The 21589-nt window shown below is 48.0% G+C and carries 17 protein-coding genes; 6 read left to right on the top strand and 11 right to left on the bottom strand.

Annotated features, from left to right (window positions below; translation table 11 throughout):
• Positions 1–21: 21 nt before the first annotated feature.
• The gene (locus ACQUQM_RS12290; RefSeq protein ID WP_432470158.1) at positions 22–693 is read left to right on the top strand and encodes a TorF family putative porin; all 672 of its coding nucleotides are present in this window, start codon (positions 22–24) and stop codon (positions 691–693) included.
• 166 nt (positions 694–859) lie between these two features.
• Here ACQUQM_RS12290 and ACQUQM_RS12285 read toward each other — a convergent pair whose 3' ends face one another.
• A complete protein-coding gene (locus ACQUQM_RS12285; protein WP_432470157.1) occupies positions 860–1369 on the bottom strand; it encodes a hypothetical protein in 510 nt (169 codons plus the stop codon).
• Between the two features lie 103 nt (positions 1370–1472).
• Between ACQUQM_RS12285 and ACQUQM_RS12280 the strand changes: the two genes are divergently transcribed.
• A complete protein-coding gene (locus ACQUQM_RS12280) occupies positions 1473–2216 on the top strand; it encodes a pyridoxine 5'-phosphate synthase (protein ID WP_432470156.1) in 744 nt (247 codons plus the stop codon).
• A gap of 365 nt (positions 2217–2581) precedes the next feature.
• On the opposite strand, the gene ACQUQM_RS12275 is transcribed toward ACQUQM_RS12280, so the two are convergent.
• The 8 genes from ACQUQM_RS12275 to ACQUQM_RS12240 all read right to left on the bottom strand — a co-directional run bounded on the left by ACQUQM_RS12275 (position 2582) and on the right by ACQUQM_RS12240 (position 13378).
• Positions 2582–3256: a TorF family putative porin gene (locus tag ACQUQM_RS12275; RefSeq protein WP_432470155.1), complete on the bottom strand. Its 675-nt coding sequence runs from the start codon at positions 3254–3256 to the stop codon at positions 2582–2584.
• 816 nt (positions 3257–4072) lie between these two features.
• On the bottom strand, positions 4073–5467 hold the full coding sequence (locus ACQUQM_RS12270; RefSeq protein ID WP_432470154.1) for an aminotransferase: 1395 nt from the start codon (positions 5465–5467) through the stop codon (positions 4073–4075).
• Positions 5468–6005: 538 nt separating this feature from the next.
• Entirely contained in the window at positions 6006–7430 is a 1425-nt protein-coding gene (locus ACQUQM_RS12265; protein WP_432470153.1) for an APC family permease, read from the bottom strand.
• A 125-nt stretch (positions 7431–7555) separates the two neighbouring features.
• Complete coding sequence (gene argE, locus ACQUQM_RS12260; RefSeq protein ID WP_432470152.1) at positions 7556–8713, bottom strand: acetylornithine deacetylase; 1158 nt, start codon at positions 8711–8713, stop codon at positions 7556–7558.
• 336 nt (positions 8714–9049) lie between these two features.
• Positions 9050–10744 (bottom strand): hypothetical protein, encoded by a 1695-nt coding sequence (locus ACQUQM_RS12255; RefSeq protein ID WP_432470151.1) that lies wholly within the window; start codon positions 10742–10744, stop codon positions 9050–9052.
• A 158-nt stretch (positions 10745–10902) separates the two neighbouring features.
• Entirely contained in the window at positions 10903–11574 is a 672-nt protein-coding gene (locus tag ACQUQM_RS12250) for a DUF1028 domain-containing protein (RefSeq protein WP_432470150.1), read from the bottom strand.
• 3 nt (positions 11575–11577) lie between these two features.
• Positions 11578–12015, bottom strand: a complete 438-nt coding sequence (locus ACQUQM_RS12245; protein ID WP_432470149.1) for a RidA family protein — start codon at positions 12013–12015, stop codon at positions 11578–11580.
• An 85-nt stretch (positions 12016–12100) separates the two neighbouring features.
• The gene (locus tag ACQUQM_RS12240) at positions 12101–13378 is read right to left on the bottom strand and encodes a flavin-containing monooxygenase (protein ID WP_432470148.1); all 1278 of its coding nucleotides are present in this window, start codon (positions 13376–13378) and stop codon (positions 12101–12103) included.
• A gap of 591 nt (positions 13379–13969) precedes the next feature.
• Here ACQUQM_RS12240 and ACQUQM_RS12235 point away from each other — a divergent pair.
• Together ACQUQM_RS12235 and ACQUQM_RS12230 are read left to right on the top strand one after the other, a co-directional pair.
• Positions 13970–14461, top strand: a complete 492-nt coding sequence (locus ACQUQM_RS12235) for a cyclic nucleotide-binding domain-containing protein (RefSeq protein WP_432470147.1) — start codon at positions 13970–13972, stop codon at positions 14459–14461.
• A 390-nt stretch (positions 14462–14851) separates the two neighbouring features.
• Entirely contained in the window at positions 14852–15094 is a 243-nt protein-coding gene (locus ACQUQM_RS12230) for a hypothetical protein (protein WP_432470146.1), read from the top strand.
• Between the two features lie 107 nt (positions 15095–15201).
• On the opposite strand, the gene ACQUQM_RS12225 is transcribed toward ACQUQM_RS12230, so the two are convergent.
• Complete coding sequence (locus ACQUQM_RS12225) at positions 15202–15909, bottom strand: response regulator transcription factor (RefSeq protein WP_432470145.1); 708 nt, start codon at positions 15907–15909, stop codon at positions 15202–15204.
• A 39-nt stretch (positions 15910–15948) separates the two neighbouring features.
• A complete protein-coding gene (locus tag ACQUQM_RS12220) occupies positions 15949–18819 on the bottom strand; it encodes a cache domain-containing protein (RefSeq protein ID WP_432470144.1) in 2871 nt (956 codons plus the stop codon).
• Positions 18820–19140: 321 nt separating this feature from the next.
• Between ACQUQM_RS12220 and ACQUQM_RS12215 the strand changes: the two genes are divergently transcribed.
• Together ACQUQM_RS12215 and ACQUQM_RS12210 are read left to right on the top strand one after the other, a co-directional pair.
• Positions 19141–20775 carry an acyl-CoA synthetase gene (locus ACQUQM_RS12215; RefSeq protein WP_432470143.1) on the top strand — a complete coding sequence of 545 codons (1635 nt, stop codon included), beginning with the start codon at positions 19141–19143 and terminating at the stop codon, positions 20773–20775.
• A 153-nt stretch (positions 20776–20928) separates the two neighbouring features.
• Positions 20929–21507, top strand: a complete 579-nt coding sequence (locus ACQUQM_RS12210) for a hypothetical protein (RefSeq protein WP_432470142.1) — start codon at positions 20929–20931, stop codon at positions 21505–21507.
• Positions 21508–21589: the final 82 nt, after the last annotated feature.

Raw genomic sequence — 21589 nt, 5'->3', positions numbered from 1 at the left:
TTCACGAACTGAGGATTAGAAATGAAAAATGTTATACTTGCGGCAACTGTAGTCGGTGCTCTGTGCGGTACTGTAAACGCTGCTGAAGTGTCTGGTACTGTAGGCTTTACAAGTGATTATCGCTTCCGGGGCATTTCGCAGACAGGAGGAGATCCAGCACTGCAAGGTAGCCTGGATGTCGCCTTTGATAATGGCGTTTACGCAGGACTCTGGGGAAGTAACATAGATTATGGCGACGATGCTCACCTGGAACTGGACTATTACATAGGCCATTCCGCAAGCATCAGTGATGAACTCGAATACGATGCCAGCATAGTCTACTACCAGTACCCGGGTGATGATGCCGATTCAAACTACGCTGAAGTATTTCTGGGTCTGAACTATAAGTCGTTCAGCTTTCTTTATGCCATTGCCAATGATGCAGAAGACAGCTCTCTGTATGGCCAATACGTAGCCTTAGATTACAGCAACGATGTATCTGAGGTTATCAGCCTGAACCTGCATGCGGGTTACTCATTTGGTGATGCGTTTGAACCAGACGAAGAATACTCTGATTACTCTATCGGCATCTCAGGCAGCTTTCAGGGACTGGACCTCGCGGCCGATTACATTACGACTGATGCCGATACAGTCTCATCCGGTATTGAAAGAAATGACGACACCATCGTTTTTAGTGTGTCACGTTCGTTTTAATATATATCTCACCCCCTTCTGAGATATGAAAGGCTGCTCATGGCAGCCTTTTTTTAACAACTGATTCAAAATATAAAACTAATTTTATTTATTAAAAAATAAGAGCTTAAACAAAACCTGGAATTATGGCTGGTAATGCAGATTAGATAACTTTCGATATAGAAGGCTATGCTTTCTTATATCTGTTCCTTTTCTCCCAGCCTGTACTATCGCCAATAACTTCCTCAAGTAAAGATATCTCGCGAGAAAGCTCACGGGACATGTTAATCATAAACAGACCAAACTGCTGAGGGAATTTCTCATGTAAGTCAAACAATAGATGATCAGCCATCTCTAATATCAAGCTGTCTTTGTCAGCAATTTCAGTACCATTATGCTTAATAAGACCAATCATAAGATCAAAGCACATCTGATCTCCGCTAATAAAATGTCTGGTCAATACATCACGATCCTTACAATGCTTATAGAATGCGACATCGCCATTAATAATAATTGCAAAACTACGGTCTCTTTCCCCATATTTACAAATAACTTCTCCAGCAGCATATGAAGAAATAACGCCAGACGCCAACAAGTAGGTGATAACCTCATCCGACAAAGCACCAAAAGAGGCTAATCCTCTAAAATATGCAATGCCATATTCATCTACAACCTGCTCATAACTTATTGTTTTCAAAGCCATCACCTTAAATAACAACTAATCTTCATTGTTAATAATAGCTCCGAATAGGAAAGTATTGCCTTTTTCACTTGAAACACAAAACAAAACGGATAACATCATGGTAAAGCTCAGTGTAAATATTAACAAAATAGCATTAATAAGAAATTCACGTCTGTCTAACTTACCAGATATATATGAAATGGCTAAAATAGCTATTTTAAATGGTGCCGATAGCATTACTGTCCACCCAAGGCCAGATTTACGTCATATCCGCCCATGCGACGTATATCGACTATCAGATATTACAGACTCTACTGAACTTAACATTGAAGGAAATCCCTTTGAACCTGAGAATGAAAACTACCCAGGATTTATGACTTTAGTGCACAAGGCTAAACCTCATCAGTGCACTCTGGTTCCTGATGAGATTAACCAGCTTACTTCTGATCATGGTTGGGATTTGGTGAGAGATAAAGATACGTTGCGACCTATAATTAAAAAATTGAAAAGCCAGGGTGTTAGAGTCAGCTTATTTATGGATCCAGGCTTGGAGGCTATTCAGTATGAGTTAGCTGCACACATAGGGGCAGATAGAATTGAGCTTTATACTGAAGAATATGCTAAGGCATATGGAACCCAGGGGCAGGGAGAAATATTAAAGAAATATATACTTGCAGCTGAGATTGCACAGTCATTTGGTTTGGAAATCAATGCAGGGCATGACCTTAATCTTGAAAATATATCTATGCTTGCCTCGTCAGTTGACTTAAAGGAAGTGTCAATTGGCCATGCTTTGATTATTGATTCACTCAAATATGGATTGGGAAATACAGTGGCGAAATACAGAGAAGCATTAGCTTAATAAGCTAAAGTTTTGTTATGGGCCTAATAGTTTCTCCATCCGTAATATTGCGGATAATGGTTCAGTATTTCCGATGTTTAAGGCGGTGGGTAAGCGAGGCTAGCGATGGGTTTGAGCATTATTAATATGGCTGCTCTTGGCACATATCTACCCAACTTTGATACTAAGGTTTATGTCTGATTTCAGGTTTCTGAGAAGGAAAACCTGAGCACAAATCATCAGATTTCTCATGATTCCTTATGTGCCGAACGCTGTTCTTTCCTATCTATATAAGATGACCAATACTCCATTGGTTTTTCAGGCTCATCAAAAAAGCCAGTCACATGACTGGCTTTTTTTCGTTCTGCCCTGAAGGGGAGGAGGGTTTAGAACGAGCGGGATACCGCGAAGACGACAGTATTGTCGTCCAGATCATCAATCTTTGAGCCTTTAACATCGTTGGTCAGGTAAGCCACTGACAGATCAAGACCTGCAGCGCTGCCTGACAGGCCAATGGAGTAGTCAGAATACTCTGCATCGTCGTAAGCATCACCGAAGGTGTAACCGGCGTGCAGGTCGAGATTAACCTGTTCAGTGATTGCGGTAGAATAGTCAGCTGCCACGTAATGGTAGTCGTCGCCACTGTTTACGTAGTTATCGGTATAGGCATAAAGCACAGAGAAATCTTTGTAGAAACCCTGCAGATCTATCTCGGCAAAGTCGATATCTGTGCCGTCGGTATAACCGTGGTACTGGAAGTAATACAAAGTAGCGGCATAGCTGAGCTCTTCGGTCAGATCGCCGGCGTGTCCGACATAATAGTCAATTTCCAGGTTGGCATTGTCAGAGTCACCGAAGTTTACGTTACTGCCCCAGATACCCGCGTAGATACCGTTATCGAAACCGACATCGATGCTGCCCTGAAGGGCCGGATCGCCGGAGGTCTGAGATACGCCACGGAAACGGTAATCGTTAGTGAAGGTGATAGTGCTTGATACTTCTGCGGCTTGTACAGCGGATGCAGCAAATAGAACAGCAGGAGCTAACCAGGTTAGTTTCATCGATCAATCCTTATTATTTTTTTAGAAATGCAGAAGGGCTTCTGAATCAATTAATGTTCTTGATTGAGTGTTTTCTGCTTCAGCGTAGAACTGAGGTGTAAATATATGATGTAAGGATGATTTGATAAAATATTTAATACTGATGGCTAGGATCTGAAATTTTAATACACAGATAAGCCTTTTTTATAACCTCCATTGGTTTGTTAATAGTATGGTTATTGATTTTGGTTTTTTGGCACTGGAATATTATTGCGCTATTGCTAATGAAATTAAGTTGGCTCATAGCTGCTGACAGCATGAAAAGGAGCGTTTGAGGCGAACACCATAGCAAGTATTATCAAGTGTCGGTTGATAACAATCAGCCGTTGTCACTGCGATGACGCATGCTACCTGAATTATGTGGTTTTTATTTTTATTTTGTTTATTTATGAAAATGAGTGAGCTGGTGGCTTTATATCTTCATGATATAGAGAAATAACAATGATTATTGCCTTTTAAATCTACGATGCATAATGCTAAATTAATGTTAATTAATTGGAGGAAGTGTGTTGATTGGTTTTTTTTAATTGAATAAATGCTATTTCTGTTTTTATTGAAAAGATTGGTTGGTTTTAATCTGGCTGTTGTTTCAAAAAAAGGAGGGCAATAAGCCCTCAAAAAAACACAGCAATGGCAACACCGATTAATGGGGGCTAATCAGATTCACTGTGAAAAAAAGGCTCAGTGCATGAGCCTTACGACGGTAAAAAACCACCGGCAGTTGCCGGTGGTGAGTAACACGAAAGTGCAGGGGTAATAACTCAGGTTATTCTCAGATCAGAGAAAACCTTCCTGTTTCAGATCAGCCATAGTAGCTTCGATACTTTCACGCAATGTTGCCACGAGGAAGTCGATGTTCTCCTTAGTCAGGGTCAGCGGTGGAGATAGTACGTTCATATGCGCCAGAGGACGCACGATCAGGCCACGGGCCTGACAGTGATCAGCGATACGGTTGCCGACTTTGGCATCCGGATTGATCAGCTCTTTGGTCTCTTTATCGGCAACGTTCTCGATGCACATCATGAACTTGCGACCACGAACATCGCCGACGATAGGCAGATCGATCAGTGACTTAACCTGTTCTTCGAAGTAAGTGCCCATATCTTTAACATGGCCGCAGATGTTCTCGCGCTCCATGATCTCGATATTCTTAACGCCGGCGGCGCAGCTTACCGGATGGCCGGAATAGGTGTAACCGTGGGTGAACAGAGCACCGTCAGCCTGTGGCTTGCTGATTACGTCGTAGATCTCATCAGAGATGATAGTCGCGCCCAGCGGCAGGTAGCCTGAAGTCAGGCCTTTAGCGCAGGTGATCATGTCCGGTACTATACCGAACTCGTCTTCCGAGGCGAACATGTGGCCGAGACGTCCGAATGCGGTAACCACTTCATCGGATACATAGAGCACGCCATACTTGTGGCATACATCCAGAGTACGTTTGTGGTAACCCTCTGGTGGCACGATAACACCACCGGCGCCCATAATCGGCTCGGCGAAGAAAGCTGCGACGTTATCAGGGCCCAGTTCCAGAATCTTGTCTTCAAGTTCCTGCACTTTTTCGTCACAGAACGCTTCGATACTTTGCTCTGCCGGACGGCGGTACGGGTTCGGGCAGGAGATATGGTGCACCAGTTCTTCTTCGATATCGAAGCCGATATGGTCAAATTTAACACCGGTAATCGACATCGCCATGTAGGTGCTGCCGTGGTAACCGTCGATGCGCGAGATGATCTTCTTCTTGCTCTTCTTACCCAGCTGGTTGAAGTAGAAGTGGATCATCCGTACTGCAGTATCGTTAGCCACGGAGCCGCCACAGCCATAGAAAACATGGTTCAGGTTACCCGGAGCCAGCTCGGCCAGTTTAGCGGCCAGTTGTGCAGCAGGTACGGTAGTATGATGGCCGAAAGAGGAGTAGTACGGGATCTTCATGATCTGTTCGGCAATGGCTTCAGCCATCTCTTTGCGGGCATAGCCGATATTCACACACCATAGCCCGCCGATGCCATCAAGATATTGCCGACCTTCACCATCTGTTACATGAACATTGTCGCTGTCTGCCAGGATCATAGATCCTGTTTCTTTGAATGTTGAAAAATCAGTCCAGGGATGAATATAGTGGTCTTTATCCTGTTGCCACACGTCTTGCATATTGATGTCTTTGTTATCGGTCATTTTCGAGATTGCTCCTCATTGTAATTTTAGTCTGCCGAATGCTTATCTCTACAGTATTAGTAATGCCGGTATAGATAAAATATTAATTTCTGTGTTGTTGTATTAAAAAAACAAATGCAGCGGTCATGGCATAGAAAAAGCATTATCAATCAGCTGTTTTATAGCTCTAGGTATAGCTCTAGGTATAGCTCTAAGTATGTCTTTAAGTATAGATGGTCAGCGGGTTTTCAGGTTTCAGAAGGATGCCGCAATAGCCAGGCTTATCTGGTACTGATGTTGTTATAAACGGGTAATAAAAGCCTGAGGCCCAGGGGGATACCGTTGAAGTAAGTGACAGTGGCGATGGCACCAATCAGATGGCTTGGAATTCACTCATAGCCGTAGGTAGGTCCATGATCAGGCAGGGCGCTAAAAGATTGATGTAAAGCCAGGAGAAGAAAAAGGGCGGTAGCCTATACTTACCGCCCTTTTTACTCAGTGCTGACCTGACAAGAGGTCAGCACTGAGTCGGGATTTACTTGAGTGTGGTTAGAGGTTGTTATTCCGCTTCCAGGGCTTTTTCAATTGGCTCTGGTTTAAACAGATCTTTCTTCATCACAACTTTGACCCAGAATACGCCGATCACAGAGACCACAGCCAGAACCACACCAGTAGCAGTGAATATCTGATTGCTTAGCTCAGGCGCCGGAGAGGCGTAGATCACGGCATAGATCATGCCTGCGATACCAATGATCTGTGGCAGAGGATAGAACGGTGTCTTGTAAGGGCGCTTGATGTCCGGGTAGCGTCTGCGCAGGGCGATAACATTTACATGCGTAATGATATAGGCCAGCAACCAGGCGATAGCGGCAGAGATTAGCAACAGACCGATGGCATCCGGATTGTCACGCATGATCAGCATTGGCAGGCCGGTGATCGCAGCAACAAACAATACCGCAACCCAAGGGGTTTTGTTCTTGGTCAGTTTCTTCAATTGTGGGAATGCCTGACCGTTTTGTGCCATACCGTAGAGCATACGAGGAATAGCTGCCAGAGAGGTGTTAACCGTACTACAAGTCGCAGTGACTGCGGCAACCGCCAGGAAGCTCAGCCCGATATCACCGAATACTGCTTTAGCAAAGTCATAATGCGGCAGGGCAGAGCCAGCCAGATCATCGGCTGGGATATATAGCAGCGCGCCTAAGCAGTAAACCGCGATAGTAACAAAGATGACTGTGACGCCGATAAGCATGGATCTTGGAATGTTACGGTTCGGATCTTTTGATTCTTCTACCAGAGGACAGACGAACTCAGCACCAACGTAACCCCAGATTGCCAGAGCAACCAAGGTGATTACCTCAGCGCCAAGCGGATTCCAGGTGCCCGTCAGATCGATACCTTCAGGGTGCGGGTTTGCTACACCACCAACAGCGCTCAGGCCCAAGACTAACAGTACCACAACCATGATGAAGGCCAGTGCCGACTGCAGCTTGGCGAACAGGTCGATGCCCATCAGGTTAAGTACCGTGAAGATACCCAGCAGACCAAAACCTACCGCATATTGTGGGAAGGCTCCCGGATAGATCTTTTCGATAATGAAATCGACCAGTAAGAGTTCTGCTGATAGCGCAAACATCGCTACGACAACGTAACCTGAGAATACCGCCAGAATAGCCGGGAAGTGACCCAGGGCAACCTCGGTATAGCTACTGAGACTACCTGCACGGGGAATCATCAGGGACAGTTCAGAGAAAGAGTAGATATAGGTCAGTGCAAGGATATAGCCGATTACCAGCGGGATAATGAAACCCAGACCAGCGATACCAGCGCCTTGCAGCATGAGAACCATTACACCCTGGGAAACTACCAAGCCAACCGCGACAGCTAGCAGTGAACCGAGGCCCAGTACTCTGCTGAAGCCCGATTTCTGGCTTTTTTCAGCGCTGACGTCGGCGCTGGTGGCATATGTGGAGTTGTCAGACATTTTTCGCTCCTGAAATAGAGTTCTTATATTTTTGTTATCAGGTTAGTGTTAAGTATGAGCCATATTAGATGGCCCGGGTAAGTTGTTGTTGTTGTTGTTGTTGTTACTTATCCTCCTTAGGATTTTTAAGCGCTTAGCTCATCGATCAAGCGCGCCATAAAGGCTTCGCACTGTTGTAGTTGATAAATGTGGATGAATTCGTCCGGCTTGTGTCCCTGATCCATGCTGCCGGGACCGCAAACAACGGTTGGAATGCCCAGAACATTACTGAACAGACCTCCTTCGGTGCCGAAGTTGATGTTGGCGTTGGCAGTGGACTGAGCCAGTTTCTTTACGAAGGCAACGACCTCAGCATCTTCTGCAGTGCTGAGGCCGGGGTATTCAGTGGTGATCTCGATGCTGATATTGCAGCCGGCATCGATCTGCTGCATTTCGTGGACCAGCTCATCAGCGTAAGTTTGTAACAGGGCGAGCAGGACACGGGGATCTTCTGCGGCGATATTGCGGATCTCAAACAGGAACTCACAACGGTTAGGTACGATGTTTAGTGCTGTACCACCTTTCACTGTACCGGTATGTACGGTACTGTGCGGGATATCGTAGCCCTCTTCAAAGGGGCCAAAGTCTTCTTTATTCTGTGCCAGCTGTTCCAGCCAGATGATCATGCGGGCTGCATAGTTAATCGCATTTACGCCTAATGGCGCCATGCCTGAATGGCACTCTTTGCCAGTCACAGTGACTTTTGCCGCGAGCTTACCCTTATGGGCGGTAACCACCTGCATTGAGGTAGGTTCACCAATAATGCAGAACGCTGGCTTCATTGGATGATTCTGCATGGTATCGATGAGGCGTCTTACGCCGACGCAACCTATCTCTTCATCATAAGAGAACGCCAGATGGATAGGGGTGTGCAGTGGCTGTTTCAACATCTCGGGTACAGCGGCCAGAACCACCGCGATAAAGCCCTTCATGTCGCTGGTGCCGCGGCCATAGTAGCGGCCGTCCTGTTCGCTTAGCTGATAAGGCTCTGTGGTCCAGTTCTGACCGGTAACCGGCACTGTGTCGGTATGACCCGAGAGCATTACACCTGCTTTGTTTGCCGGTCCGATAGTTGCGTACAGGTTGGCTTTGCTTTCCTGACCGTCATAAACCAGCTCACTGTTCACGCCTTGCTGTTCCAGAAAACGCTGCACATAAGCCATCAGCGCCAGATTGGAGTTACAGCTGGTGGTATCGAAACCGATCAGGTCAGCGAGTATTTCTAGCGTGAGTGGCTGGGCCATGTTTGCTCCGTTAACTAAAAAATGCAGTGCTAAATTCATTTCCGCTGCGGGCTAAAATAGCTGGGCGGAGAGTGCCATCCATGGCCGTGCTTGTGACTACTATCCTGTACAGACGATTACATGAGAGCCGATCGGGGTGAGCCGTGAATCACCCTGTTCAGTGGAGGGGTAAATATTGATCGAAATCAATATTTCATCTGTCAGAGCAGGATATGACTAATCTCTTTATCATTAAAATATTATTAATTTTTCGAATAGATCAGAAAAACCTATGCAGAGAGGTGTGAGTTAATAAAGGAGAAAGGGGGCGAGTCAATTAAAGTAGAGGGGCAGGGGTCAGTTATTCAGCAGTATGCTGAACAGGCTATCGAGTTCAGCGCTATCGCGCAGCGCATTCAGTTGGGAAGTATTCAAAATACGCTTCTGATTTCCTTCTATGATCAGGTAGGGCTTTGAATCGACAGAAGTAAGAAAGTTAACTCTGGGTAATCGGGTGATGCACTGTTGCAGGAAGCCACAATTGTTACTGACCTCCAACAGATTGCCCTGGGGGTAAACCTCAGCTTCACAGTCTGCGTAGATATTGATCTTTTGATAGCGTTCGATATTGATCAGTGCCATTGGATCGATGATATTGAGTTCCCGCTGAGAGCCCCAGGCTACTGTCAGCGGTGATTCTCCTTTGGCAACGCTGTTGTCCATAAAGCTGAATTTGAACACCGGTTTATCGTAGGCAAGCCATTTGAAAAATAGTTTTGGCATACCGCTGTAGGCTTCGACGCTGTGACCGAGAAAGTCTTCTACCGACTTATAGCGACCTCGTTCCAGCCCCCTTTGCCAGCCCCGCTCTACGGTGGCTTCAGGCGGTGTGATAATGAAGTACATATGCATAGTGTCAACGTAGCGGGCGTAAGTGTCGTGCAGCACTGCGGCGATCTGTTTGGTGGTGAAACTGTCAAACCGGAAGCGGTCCACGATCAGGTGAGGGATAGAGCGGTCGCGCTGGGCTTTGGCCCTGATGTACTGGTCCAGTTTTCGGTCGATAATGTTGACTTCATTGCTGGTGAGACGCCCTGCATATTTATAATGCTGGTCCAGGGCATCGTAATCCAGTAGCAGACGCCGCCATATATCCGGGCTGATAGTGCCAAAGCTTTCCGACTCAATACCTTGTTGCCGGATCACTTCACGTAACAGCGGGCGCAGGGTGCTCTTGCCGGATGCCGAAGCCCCTTTCAGGCTAATCAGCAAGGGTTTCTCGGTAGGCAGAACCGTTTTATAGCCTTCCTGACTGATTGCCCGGCGGATGATCGGGTCTAGCATCTGGCCGATTAGCCGGCTGCCGTAATCGTTGCACATCTGGCGGCTGATCAGCGTTGTAAGCAGTTCCGGATCACGGATTATGCGGCCGCTGGTTGTTGCCATTGCGCTGAGAATGACATACAGGCTCTTGTAGAGCGCTTTATCGTAGGGGCGATTGCTCTGCAGGCCCTGATCTTTGAACTGCTTGATGATCCGGTATTGTTGTTCTTCTATGGATAGTCGGGGCTGGCCTGGTTGCCGGCGCCAGCGTGCAAAGAAGCCCTGCGGTTGGACGGGCATGTTCGGTACCGATTGAAACAGGGTTTGTTGCAGGATATCCCATACCTGTTGTTCCACTTCCTGCTGCAGGGTATTAAAACAGTCTTCCAGCTCGTGCAGGGAGGGGGCAATATATTGTGCCAGTATCTGATGAGCGATCTGGCGAAAGCGCTGCCCCAGCATCTCTTCCTCTGGTCCTTCCTCGACCAGGATATCAGCGGTGATCCGGATAATCAGTTCGTGCAGTACCAGACGTTCAGGGGTGAAAGCGACCAGCCGTTCCTGCTTAATGCCGGTCAGCCGGGTCAGTTCCTGCAGTTCATCAAACCCGGTTGAGGTATATGGCGGCCGATAAAGAGTTTCCAGCTTAAGCAGGGCGGAGGGTAGTTCAGTACTGATACCGGGGTTCCAGGCATGGTATCCGGTTTCCTCCTGGTTCGCTTGGCTCATGCTAAAGAAGACTCTCTGTTGGTGATACCCGATTAGTGCACAGTTCGGATAGTACTTTTTCCGTGATTACTCCGAGAGTGCCATTACGACATAAAAAGGGCAAAAAAACCCGCGTCATTCGCGCGGGTCTTTGCTTTTACGGGATCTGATCTGTTGTGTTATTCGTCGCCCGGAACGCCATAAGATTCTGCATTAGCAGGGTCTTTGGCACGGGTGATATAAGCGTCCATCTGGGGCTGGTAATTGCGCCAGACCATGCGCAGCTCACTGATCGGCTCAATATGCCAGTCGACCCGCAGGTCAACCACCGGCCAGTTGGGTTCAGCACAAACCTGCAAACCTGCCGATTGAATCGGTCCCAGTTCGCCACCCGCGGCAAGGCCTGATTCCAGGGCGTTGAGTAAACGCTCGGCAAGGTGACCGCTGCTGTTTTCAAAACTGTCGATCATCGCCTGTGGAACATCGGTATTGTCCAGCAGGTTACCCATCGCGATACAATTTTTACCTTCTGCAGTGGCGTACAATCCCAACGCTTCTGTACCACTGAAGGTAGCGCCTTCACCGGTCTTATTGAGTACGCCGAGCTGACGCCACTGTACATTACTGTCGGCCTCGGCCAGTGCCGCCATTATTGCTGTGGGGTTCAGCCCTTCACTCATCAGATCCAGCGCCAGTGGTCCAAGATCCGGGTTAGTGATATTTTGCGTCAGGGCAACGCCGGTACCACTGCGGGTGAAGGCGCACCGGCTGGCGACGCAGATACTGGAAGAGGTGATAGCACAACCGACCATGCCGGTATCAGGGCAAACGCCTGCAACTGAAAATGTCATAGCTTACGTCTCCTGGTTATCCGGCTCTTGGTTATCAGGGATTACGGCGATGATATCGATCTCCATCAGCCATTCCGGTTGGGCCAGGGCCTGCACTACCAGACCGGTTGAAATCGGGAACACGCCTTTGAACCATTTACCGGTCTCTTTATAAACTGCTTCGCGGAAACGGGGATCAGTAATGTAGGTTGTCGTTTTAACCACATGGCTCATGTCAGAACCGGCTTCTTCCAGCAACTGCTTTACATTCTTCATGGCCTGTTCAGTCTGTGCGCCAGGGTCACCCAGACCTACCAGGTTGCCGTCGAAATCGGTGCCAACCTGCCCCCGGACATAGACGGTGTTCCCAGCCCGCACCGCCTGACAAAGATCGTTATCCAGGGTTTGATTCGGATAGGTCTCTTTAGTGTTAAACATACGGATTCGAGTATGAGTCGGCATCTGCTTACTCCAAATAAACTAAATTCTTAAAGGTAAAAAAGGGTAGCGCCAGTCGGCCTACCCTCAGGTTTAGCTGGGTTATTGTTTACAGCTGTGAAGGATCACGGTAAGCACTGTATTTACGCTGAGTAGCGATATGGTCTGCAATATGTTTTGCATCGTGCCATACACCCCAGATGAAGGTAGATCCACGACGCGACAGCCATGGCAGGCCTACGAAATAAACCCCTGGCTCAGTTGATACACCGCGCTGATGCGCAGGCTTGCCGTTTTCGTCGAAGGCGTCGACATTCAGCCAGCTGTAATCAACCGAAAAACCGGTCGCCCAGATGATTGAAGTGATGCCTGCCTCGGCCAGATTCAGTTCAAGCACCGGATTAGTCATACATTCCGGATCTGCAAGCATGTTCCGCGCTTCCGGCTCTTCTGGCAGATCCAGGCCGTTACGTTCAATGTAGGCGTCAGCAGCATCCAGAAGATCCAGATAGTTCTTATCGCCCCGGTTAACGTTTTCTACCAGATTTGATTTGAAGTTTACTGTTCCGTTATTGAATGATTCGGTCAGGCCAACCAGGGTGATGCCCTGATGAGCAAGCCCGCGGAAGTCAACCGTACCATTACCGCCATGGGCACCGGTTACGGCAATAGTTACGTGCTCGGTGCCTGGCTTCATAGCCTCGGCATCCCACTCGCCCAGAACGCCCAGCCACCAGACAAAGTCACGGTTACGATAGGAGCGAGGCGGACGATCATGTGCGCCAACAGATAGATGTACCTGTCTACCTGAACGCTGTAGTTCATCCGCGATCTGTACTCCGGAAGAACCTGCACCTACGACCAGTACACCGCCCTCAGGCAGCTGTGCAGGGTTACGGTATTCTGCAGAGTGGATCTGCGTGATCCCTTCACTCTGTGGCGCAATCGGTGGGATTACGGGCCGCTGGAAAGGACCGGTAGCGGCAACCACACGGTTGGCTTCGATCAGGCCTTCAGAGGTTTCAATAGTAAAGCCCGGGCGGTCAGAATTACGTTCAACCTTCTTTACTTCCACGCCGGTACGAATAGGCGCGTTGAATTTCTCTGCATAGGCTACGAAATAGTCCGCAACCTGCTCTTTAGGGATAAAGGATTCAGGGTCTGCTCCTTCAAATTCCAGTCCCGGGAAACGGTCGTGCCAGGCCGGGCCGTTGGCTACCAGAGAATCCCAACGTTCTGTGCGCCAGCGTTCAGCGATACGGTTGCGCTCAAGTACCAGGTGGGGAACGCCGAGCTTACTCAGATGCTCGCTCATGGCCACCCCAGCCTGACCGGCGCCGATAATCAGCGTATCTATTTCTATTTTTTCACCTGTGCGTATTGCCATTCTTATTCTCTCCAGTAGTTAGCATCAGACGGTTTAGTCAGCGTCAGTGCAGTTTCAGCAAGAACTGTTGTTGTTATTGCAAAGGCCGCTTTGGCCCTGTTTGCTAAGCGCCCGGTAAGCCGATGAAAGCGGTGGGCGCCTCAGGAATCTGTTCAGCAACGTATCTGATTGGTTGGATTACGCTGTTTACTGTGATGACACCGCTGGTATTTCTATGACGTTGTGTCGTGTTCATCTGAGTACCCGGCTGAATAAACAGACGGCTTCAGAAATGATTGATAGATAGCAAACATAGCGGTCTCTTCAGATTGCCCATTCAGGTTATGAGAACTCGCTGCATTGTTAAAATATTATTAACTTTGCAATTGCATTAAAAAAAATAATGCAGCGTGGCTGAGAGCTGTTTACAGGATCTGAGGTAGTGTCTCGCACAAGGTCAATTCATTAGCTAAATGCACCAGTATCACCGAGTGCTGAATATCTGATGCAATAGTGGACGAACAACGGTCTGTATCTGCAGGCCGTCGGCGTGTGCCGGGTATCCCTTGTATATACTTGTAGACATTCTCTACTGATAAAGGGGATGCTGAGATGAACACTCTACAACCTGAGCAGGTTATAGCGGATCTGACCCTGCGATACCTGAGGGAGCTGGCAACATTTGGTGCAATATCGGATGCTGCTATCATCGATCTGATTTCAAGGGGGACGGTGAAGTCACTGCATAAGGGGGAGGTCCTCAGCAGTTATGATATGCCGGTGACCGGATTCGCTATCGTATTGCAGGGAAATATCGCCTTTTATAAACACTGTAAAGGCAAAGATGTCCTGACCCGTCATTTCCGGGCTGGCGAGCAGATCGGCTTTGATACGATGATTGGCATGATTGCCAACAGCGGTACTGAGATTGGTTATGAAGATAGTCTGGTGTTGCAGGTCAGCAGCGTTCAGTTTTTCGATCTGCATCAGGATTTTCCGGCAGACTTTGGTCTCTTAATGATCAACCTGTCACGGGAGCTGGCACGGGAGATTGCGATGCTGGAAGAGGTTATCGGTAAGAGCGTTGGCTGGTCGGCTGAATAATTATCTGCGGCACTAAGTAGCGGGGCGTTTGTTATGACTTTGCTTGCTTTGACGAATTGGTCAGAGGGTAGAACAACCGCAGAGTTAACTGGTTTGTATGAGACTTCAGCTTGTATGGCACTGTACAGGGCCTGGCTATGAGTAACTGGATATTTTTTTTGGCTTTATGCTAGTCGATTTATTCTGGATCGTTTACCGACACAATCCCGTTGCTTAAACAGAAAACCTTATACTCTCGTGTTTTACCTGGCATCGTTCCACTTGATTCAGACAGCTCTGTGTTGCTACAAGGTCTGGATGCGACCTAAATCAATTGATGCATGTCAAACTCAGCTTTCCTTTAAGTGATATGATCGCCTCTCCTATCTGTCAAAGCGTATTGTGATTTACATGAAGAAAAAAGGCTTCCTACAAAAAACATCTCTGGTAATGGGTATTGTCAGTGAAGTTATTTCGGTGCTCTGCCTGGTAATGCTGATCATCAGATCACGGGAATATGGTATGGAGGATATATTTTCAGCCAGCTATCTGGCATCAACCTTTTTCTTTTTCACCTGCGGTATTGTGTTGATTATGATCGGGCGAGTCAATTTACCCGATCTGAGCTTTAAGGGGTCATTTGAGGAAAAGTAAAACGGTTGTAATTATGCCGGTTCGATAATGGCACAAAGCAGGCTACGATATATGGCCGCAGTTTAAATAAAAAGCCCGGTGATACCGAGCTTTTTATTAGCTGGATTTTAGCTCCAGCTAACATCCGCAGTGAGAATGTAGCCGACGCCATAGATGGTTTTAATAATTTCTGGATTTTTCGGATCGGCTTCGATCTTTTTTCTGACCCGTGACATTCTGACATCAATACTACGATCAAACGGCGATGCTCTTTCGCCTAATAGCTGATCTCTGGAAAGAATGGTTTTAGGCGCTTTGAGCAGCATCAGAAGCAGTTCGCTTTCTGCCGAACTCAGCTCGATGGTACCTTTTTCTTTATGAATCAGTGACAAGGTAGCTGAATCATAAGTCCAGTCGGCAAAGTGGGCGTGGCGTTTCTTCTGCTGATCGTTATTCGGTTCTTTTTTGTCCAGCCGACGCAGCAGACTATTGACCCGGGCGACCAGCTCCCGTGGAATAAATGGCTTGACGATGTAGTCGTCGGCACCAAGTTCCAGACCCAGAACCTTATCAGGCACGCTGCTACGGCCGGAGAGAATTAATACCCCGACACTGTTTTCTTCACACAACTGTTTGACCAGATCCATACCGTCCATATCGGGTAGCCCCAGATCGATAATACACAATGCCGGTGGCTGATTTTTTATGGCATGGCTGGCCTGGGTGCCGGTGTTGAACGAGCGAACTGAATAACCAAACAATTCGAGTTCATTGGCAACCAGATCGCAGATATCCCGTTCATCATCGATAACATAGATAGTCTTATTGTTGTTCAACGGTGTCTCCTGTTATGGACTATCGGCTGTATTCATGTGCTACAGCTGTTGCAGTACCTTTTTAAGGTCTGCGCTGGCAAAGGGTTTTTCCAGTAATGTAAAAGGTGGATCAATCGAACTGGCAGACGATTGCTGGTATGAATAACCACTGATAAGAACGATCTTACTGTCAGCCGCGCGGGATCTTAGCCACTGTCCCAGCTCTATACCATTCATACTGCCTGGCAACATAATATCGGATACCAAAGCATAAAGATCGGGTAACAGGGGAATTAAGTTGACTGCTTCATCGGCGCTGGCGGCGTCGACCACGTCGAAACCTATACCGAGTAACTGTTGCCGCACCACATCACGGACATCGGGGTTGTCTTCAACCAGTAAGATGAGTTTACCTTTAAAGCTCGCGTCAGCGCTTTGAGACGTCATTTCTGGCATTTCGGTTATGGTTGGTTCCACCGGTTTAGCGGGTAATAACAGACATATGGTTGAGCCCTGGTTTTGCTCACTATGGATGCTGATATAGCCTTTAGATTGTTTGACAAAACCGTACACCATACTCAGCCCCAGACCGGAACCGGCACCACCTGTTTTAGTAGTGAAGAAGGGCTCAAAAGCCTGGGTCAGGGTTTCATCGGAAAAGCCTGAGCCACTATCGGATACCTGGATCTCAACATAGTGTCCGGGTATTACCGGCTCATCCAGAATGAGGGTTTCTGATACCTCCCGCTCGGTGACATTGAACCCCAGTTCTCCTCCCTCGGGCATGGCATCTCTGGCATTAAAGGCAAGGTTGACCAGGGCATCTTCCAGACGGCCAGGATCGACGAATGGCAGACTTGTTAACCGGTGTTGCTGGTGGCTGATATTGATACAGTTAGGCATTGAGCTGCTGATCAGCTTAATGGCATCCATTATCAGGTGGTTCAGATCGACCAGGCTGGGTGATAGAGGCTGGCGTCGTGAAAACGACAGCAGGCGACTGGTGATATCGGCTCCTCTGCGGGTTGCCCGAATGGCAGGGGTAAGGTACTTAGTCAGATCGCCGTGTTGCACATGTTCGCTGGCAGCATCAAGATTACCCAGAATAATCGTTAGCAGATTATTAAAGTCATGGGCCAGTCCTCCAGCCATCTGACCGACGGCATTCATGCGCTGAGCTTCGGTCAACTGGCGTTCTGCTTCTTTCTCAGCGGTAATATCAAAGGCCAGAGTCAACAGACCATTAACTGTACCGGAGCTATCATAACAGGGGATAAGAGTGCGCTTGGTTATGACATCCTTGCCGTCGATAGTGATTCTGTATTCCTGCACTGAGTCGGCCCCTTTGAGGGCCGCATTTATCTGTCGGGCCATATCCGCATAGAGTTCATTGCCAATGATTCTGGCCGCGGGCTGGCCAATTATGTTCTGTTTGTCCTGGTTGAACATCTCGGCATAACCCTGATTGACAAAGAGGTAGTTCAGTTCACCGTCCAGATAAGCGATCTGAGCAGGCAGGGCATCGAGAATTAATCGCTGTCGTTCTTCAACCTGAGTCAGTTCCTCCTGAGCGCTGAGTACTGAGGCAGACGCATCCAGTAACTGTTCATTTTTCTCTGCCAGCGCCTGGGTGCGCCGTTCGACTTTTGAATCCAGATTTTGGATATAGTCGCCGAGACGATCAACCATCTCATCGAAAGTGCGTGCCAGTAAGCCAACCTCATCGTCGCGGTTGATCCCGCTTTTAGCGTTTAACTCGCCGCTGCTGATCCTGACTGCGGTATCGGCCAGTTGCTGAATTGGACGGGTAACCCATTGCGCAAACAGGAACATCAGGGCAACCGCGATGACCATTGCGATAGCGGCTATAGTCAGAATACGTTCTGACAGCAGTTCGGAACTGCTCTTTAGTTCATCAACATACACCGATGAACCGATATACCAATCGAAGCCGGGCAGATAACGTACCAGAGACAGTTTCTCATAGTTATAATTGCCGGGATCATCGGGGCGGTCCCATTTGTAATAGAGTTCTTTGCCTGTATTGGCAACCCGGATCAGCTCCTGAGCGATTGATTGCCCGGTGACCGGATTGGTCAGGTCAAGGAAGTTGGTGCCATCGATATTGGGGTTCGGGTGAATCAGCATATTGATACTGGCATCGAAGATAAACAGGTAGCCGGTTGAGGCTATTTTGATCTCTTTCATACCTTCCCGTAGCTCTTGCAGAGCCTCTTCGCGGATCTTAAGTACGTCTTGTTTCAGGTCATCGAGATAGACTCCGCTACCGACGACAAAGCCCCATTGTGGATAGTTTTTAATAAAAGACACTTTATCCTGGGGCCGGTCTTCTCTCAGGCGATTCCATTTGTAGTGATAGAAACCTTCGCCTTGTTCTACGGCCAGGTTAACCATTTCGGGAATCGCGGCCTCACCATCGCTGTTTACCAGTCTGGAAGCATCGGTACCGTGATACCGCGGGTCAGGATGTGACAATATGATAGAGTTATAGTCGGATATCCATATGTAGTCGTCGCTGCCGTACTTCAGGTTGCGGATTCTTTCAAAGGCCTGTTTGCGGGCTTCTTCCAGGCTCAATTCACCCCGGGTAACCTGGTCAAATACGCTTTGCAAATAAGATTCTGTCAGGCTGACAACAGTTCTCAGGTGTTGTTTGCGTGATGCTAATGCCTGGCTGCGGTATTTTTCCGTATCGAAATACATTTTGCTGGCCAGCGAGAACACACTGTCCAGGGCGATTCGGCTGGAGGTTCTTTCGATCTCAAAAACCTTCTCTTTGATCAGTGGCACAGAGTAGAAATAGATGGCGGTAAAGGTCACCGAAAAAACAATCAGGATGGTAACAATGAAACGTTGCATCAGTTTCGATTTGAATAGCATATCGGTACCGCTGGCTTGTGGATAACGCATTATTTGTAGTTGGGGAAAATGTGCCTTCCCAGTCTTTATTCTATACAAAATGTAAGGCCTGTTTAGGCATTGTTACATTTTGTAGGAATTCAGCAAAACTCCCGTAAAACTCTTGTTTTCTACTAGGGGTACAAGACAGGGAGGGGAAATCTGCTCTGCTTATAAAAATAATAACAATGCCATGCCTGAAGCGTGGTTGGGAATCAGCTGCCGATAACTTACCAGACGGGAAGTTGTCTCATCAGACCGCAGACTTTGCGCATGCTTAGATCTGAATATCTGTTTGCAGAAATATGCTGATGACCGCAACAGGAAACGAACATGTCTCAATCGCATAATATCTATAACCAGTCGCTGGACCAGACGCAGGCAAACTTTACGGCGTTGACGCCGCTGAGCTTTCTGGAACGCACCGCTAAAGTCTATCCCAATCGTATCGCGACTATCCATGGCCAGATTCGCCGTAACTGGCGTGAAACCTATCAACGTTGTTGTAAGCTGGCCAGCGCGTTGCAGGCCCGGGGCGTTGGCGTCGGTGATACTGTTTCGATCATAGCGCCAAATTTATCCGAGCATTTTGAAGCCCATTTCGGTGTACCTATGAGTGGTGCGGTATTGAACTCGATCAATACCCGGCTCGATGCTGAAGCTATTGCCTTTGTACTGCAACATGCCGAAACAAAAGTACTGATTACGGAGCGGGAGTTTTCAACGGCCGTATCCCGCGCGCTGAAGATGATAGGTAAGAAGATCCTGGTGATCGATATAGATGATCCTTATTACGATGAGGGTGAGCTGATCGGGGATCTTACCTATGAGGATTTTCTGGCCGAAGGGGATGAGAGTTTCACCGGTGTTATGCCTGCCGATGAGTGGGATGCGATAACTCTTAATTACACGTCTGGCACCACTGGCGACCCGAAAGGCGTGGTTTATCATCACCGCGGTGCTTATCTGAATGCGGTCAGCAATATCGTTTCCTGGAATATGGGCGAACACCCGGTCTATCTCTGGACCTTGCCTATGTTTCATTGTAATGGCTGGTGCTTCCCATGGGCTATCGCAGCAGCTGCAGGTACCAGTGTTAGTTTACGGCATGTACGTGCGGACCAGATTTTCGGTGCAATTAAAGAGCATAAGGTTAATCATTTCTGCGGTGCCCCGATTGTTCTGAATATGATGAACAGTGCCCCTGAAGAACTGAAAACGGGCATCGATCATGAAGTGAAAGTGATGACTGCTGGCGCTGCGCCGCCGGCGTCAGTGATTCAGGGGATGGAAGAGTTGGGTTTCAAAGTGACCCATGTTTATGGTCTGACAGAAACCTATGGTCCGTCAGTTGTTTGCGCATGGCATGACGATTGGGATCAGTACGATGAAGCGCAGAAAGCACGATTGAAGTCCCGCCAGGGCGTCAGAGCGCCGATGCTGGATGGTCTGATGGTTGCTGATCCTGATTCTTTGGAGCCGGTACCGCAGGATGGCACGACCATTGGTGAGATCTTTATGCGTGGCAATCTGGTTATGAAAGGTTACCTGAAAAATCCGTCGACCACCGATGAAGCCTTCAAAGGCGGCTGGTTCCACTCGGGTGATCTGGCGGTCTGGCATGAAGATGGTTATATCGAGATTAAAGACCGCTCTAAGGATGTGATCATTTCAGGCGGAGAAAATATTTCCAGTATCGAAGTTGAAGATGTGCTTTATCGCCATCCGAAAATTCAGGATGCGGCAGTAGTCGCTCGTCCGGATGAAAAGTGGGGTGAAACCCCTTGTGCTTTTATCACGCCAGCCCCTGGAGAGACCGTGAGCGAGCAGGAGATTATCGACTTTTGCCGTGAAAATATGGCTAATTTCAAAGCCCCTAAAAAAGTTGTGCTGGGCGATCTGCCTAAGACATCGACCGGTAAAATTCAGAAGTTTGTATTGCGTCAGAAAGCGAAAGAGTTGGACTGATTCCTTAGATCTAAGCCCTTAGATATAAGTTCGTTGTGGAATGTTTGACGCTCTTTTAGCCGGCCTTCGGGCCGGTATTTTTTCCTTTCTCTCTATTGCCTTATCAGGATCGATGATTGTGCATATAAGTATGCCGTTGATCCGGGAGTCGCGATGAAAATCCTAGTAGTACTACCGCCTGTTGCTACCCAGCCAGAATGGCATTCACAGATCCTGAGCCAGCCTTCGGATGTAATGCCAAATAGAACAAACCCTTTGAATGAAGTGATTGAAGAGGGGCTTAAATTAAAGCGAAAGGACGCTGCCAATGAAGTTACGCTCGCCGTTATGGGCCAGGACGGAGCTACTCACTGTATAGAACCTATGCTGATACGGGGCTTTGATCGGAGCATTAGAATTGCCAGTGATATGGCACCGGGCACGATGGAAATCGCAGAACAACTGCTTGAACTTATACAAACGGATACGCCGGATCTGGTTCTTATTGGTCGGGAAGATGGCAGTCCAGAAAGCCGCCAGATTGGAAAAATGCTGGCTGAATTACTGGAGTTTCGGTGTGCCAGCTGTCCACCAAGCAGTCTCTATCGATTACTTGTAATCAGGGAGATTGGCAGTGGTTTACATACCGTCGAGCTGCCCTTGATGAACGCAGGTCCATTACACAACGACGGGTTATATGGCCGGAATATTTCTGTAAGCAGAGGGGGGCAGGCGTTTGAAGCTAGCGCCTGATTGTCCCTGATTTTAATTCAATAACCTGTTTTATGGTCTCGCTACGTACTGGTAGCAGCGAGGCCGCATTCAGGTTGAGTGT

The sequence above is a fragment of the Amphritea sp. HPY genome, assembly GCF_050870985.1.
Taxonomy (GTDB): domain Bacteria; phylum Pseudomonadota; class Gammaproteobacteria; order Pseudomonadales; family Balneatricaceae; genus Amphritea.
Note: the sequence above shows the minus strand (reverse complement) of the source record. Positions and strands in the feature narration are given on the sequence as shown.

Excerpts from the sequence above, each read along its gene's own strand:
- ACQUQM_RS12290 (WP_432470158.1), top strand. The coding sequence starts at position 22 with ATGAAAAATGTTATACTTGCGGCAACTGTAGTCGGTGCTCTGTGCGGT.
- ACQUQM_RS12280 (WP_432470156.1), top strand. The coding sequence starts at position 1,473 with ATGGTAAAGCTCAGTGTAAATATTAACAAAATAGCATTAATAAGAAAT.
- ACQUQM_RS12275 (WP_432470155.1), bottom strand. The coding sequence starts at position 3,256 with ATGAAACTAACCTGGTTAGCTCCTGCTGTTCTATTTGCTGCATCCGCT.
- ACQUQM_RS12270 (WP_432470154.1), bottom strand. The coding sequence starts at position 5,467 with ATGACCGATAACAAAGACATCAATATGCAAGACGTGTGGCAACAGGAT.
- ACQUQM_RS12265 (WP_432470153.1), bottom strand. The coding sequence starts at position 7,430 with ATGTCTGACAACTCCACATATGCCACCAGCGCCGACGTCAGCGCTGAA.
- argE (WP_432470152.1), bottom strand. The coding sequence starts at position 8,713 with ATGGCCCAGCCACTCACGCTAGAAATACTCGCTGACCTGATCGGTTTC.
- ACQUQM_RS12255 (WP_432470151.1), bottom strand. The coding sequence starts at position 10,744 with ATGAGCCAAGCGAACCAGGAGGAAACCGGATACCATGCCTGGAACCCC.
- ACQUQM_RS12250 (WP_432470150.1), bottom strand. The coding sequence starts at position 11,574 with ATGACATTTTCAGTTGCAGGCGTTTGCCCTGATACCGGCATGGTCGGT.
- ACQUQM_RS12245 (WP_432470149.1), bottom strand. The coding sequence starts at position 12,015 with ATGCCGACTCATACTCGAATCCGTATGTTTAACACTAAAGAGACCTAT.
- ACQUQM_RS12240 (WP_432470148.1), bottom strand. The coding sequence starts at position 13,378 with ATGGCAATACGCACAGGTGAAAAAATAGAAATAGATACGCTGATTATC.
- ACQUQM_RS12235 (WP_432470147.1), top strand. The coding sequence starts at position 13,970 with ATGAACACTCTACAACCTGAGCAGGTTATAGCGGATCTGACCCTGCGA.
- ACQUQM_RS12230 (WP_432470146.1), top strand. The coding sequence starts at position 14,852 with ATGAAGAAAAAAGGCTTCCTACAAAAAACATCTCTGGTAATGGGTATT.
- ACQUQM_RS12220 (WP_432470144.1), bottom strand. The coding sequence starts at position 18,819 with ATGCGTTATCCACAAGCCAGCGGTACCGATATGCTATTCAAATCGAAA.
- ACQUQM_RS12215 (WP_432470143.1), top strand. The coding sequence starts at position 19,141 with ATGTCTCAATCGCATAATATCTATAACCAGTCGCTGGACCAGACGCAG.
- ACQUQM_RS12210 (WP_432470142.1), top strand. The coding sequence starts at position 20,929 with ATGAAAATCCTAGTAGTACTACCGCCTGTTGCTACCCAGCCAGAATGG.